Source organism: Arsenophonus nasoniae DSM 15247 (genome assembly GCF_000429565.1).
Lineage (GTDB): Bacteria > Pseudomonadota > Gammaproteobacteria > Enterobacterales > Enterobacteriaceae > Arsenophonus > Arsenophonus nasoniae.
Map to the genome: position 1 here is coordinate 1 of NZ_AUCC01000300.1, position 1043 is coordinate 1043.

Below are 1043 nucleotides of genomic sequence, written 5' to 3' on the forward strand. Positions count from 1 at the left end.
TGGGCTATGCAGGACTCGAACCTACGACCGATGGATTAAGAGTCCACAGCTCTATAATTAATCTAACATCCCGCAATATTTTTTTTTATAACAGTCCTTTTAATAAATACGGTGGGAAGTAATTATCAAACCCTTCAGCTATACCATAATCTCTTAGTTGCTTTCGTGAGTAAATGTCAATCTTTCTATATATCTGTTGTATTATTTGCTCTACAACACAAGAGTATGTACCTAACCGCAATGCTATTTCTTGATTGCTCATAAGTTTCATAACAAAAAAAAACACATTAAGCTCTTCAGTCGTAAATAAATTATTCGGTGGGTGATTTGTTAAAAAAGAAGGTGTCGCTGGGTTCTTAAAGAAATGTTCTGATAGTAATCTCGATGGTATTTTTCTTCCATGACAAATAGTACCTGCAATTTTATTCTGATTGTAATAGGGTCTTTTTTCAATAATAAAAGATTGCACCACTTGCTTTTTCGCTGTGAAGTGTGTGTTAATAATAAATATTGGCTTATCAGATTGAATAACAATTTGTTCATGTGCATGAACTGTGTCCGCATATTCACACCATGATATAGGACACTCAGCAATTTTTTTTTCCTTCAATACTGAAGTTCATCGGTAAACAAGAAGTGCTAAAGACTGCTTTATTGGCATAGATAATGCGGGAATCTTTATCTTTAATATCCCAAATATCTTCCTGTTTCTCCATAAACGAAATCAAATGACTTGTTAGTACATCGCGAGTTTTCATAAATATCCTTGTTACAATTTTATTTTTAAGCTTAGTTTCTTAATAAAAAAAAGAAAAATAAATACCGCTTTTTTATTAAATAATCTCGTGTACTGACAACCACGGGTACGAAGGTGAACTGACACACTTCATAAAGGGTAATCATCCATCAATTTCATTATTGAGGCATTTTTACATGCAAAATTTACTGTTTTGCGATTTAGAAACCTACAGCGATATTCCGATTAATTGTGGCACACATCGCTATGCTGAAAATGCAGAAATATTACTTTTTGCGTATGCGTA

2 protein-coding genes are annotated in these 1043 nt (G+C 33.0%); both read right to left on the reverse strand.

Features of this window, described 5'->3' with window-relative positions:
* Positions 1–85 precede the first annotated feature (85 nt).
* Entirely contained in the window at positions 86–610 is a 525-nt protein-coding gene (locus G468_RS0118625) for a helix-turn-helix transcriptional regulator (protein ID WP_026824224.1), read from the reverse strand.
* Positions 588–758, reverse strand: coding sequence for a hypothetical protein (locus G468_RS24080; RefSeq protein WP_155847046.1), 171 nt, complete (start codon positions 756–758; stop codon positions 588–590). The genes G468_RS0118625 and G468_RS24080 overlap by 23 nt, the downstream gene beginning before the upstream one ends.
* Between the last annotated feature and the right edge of the window lie 285 nt (positions 759–1043).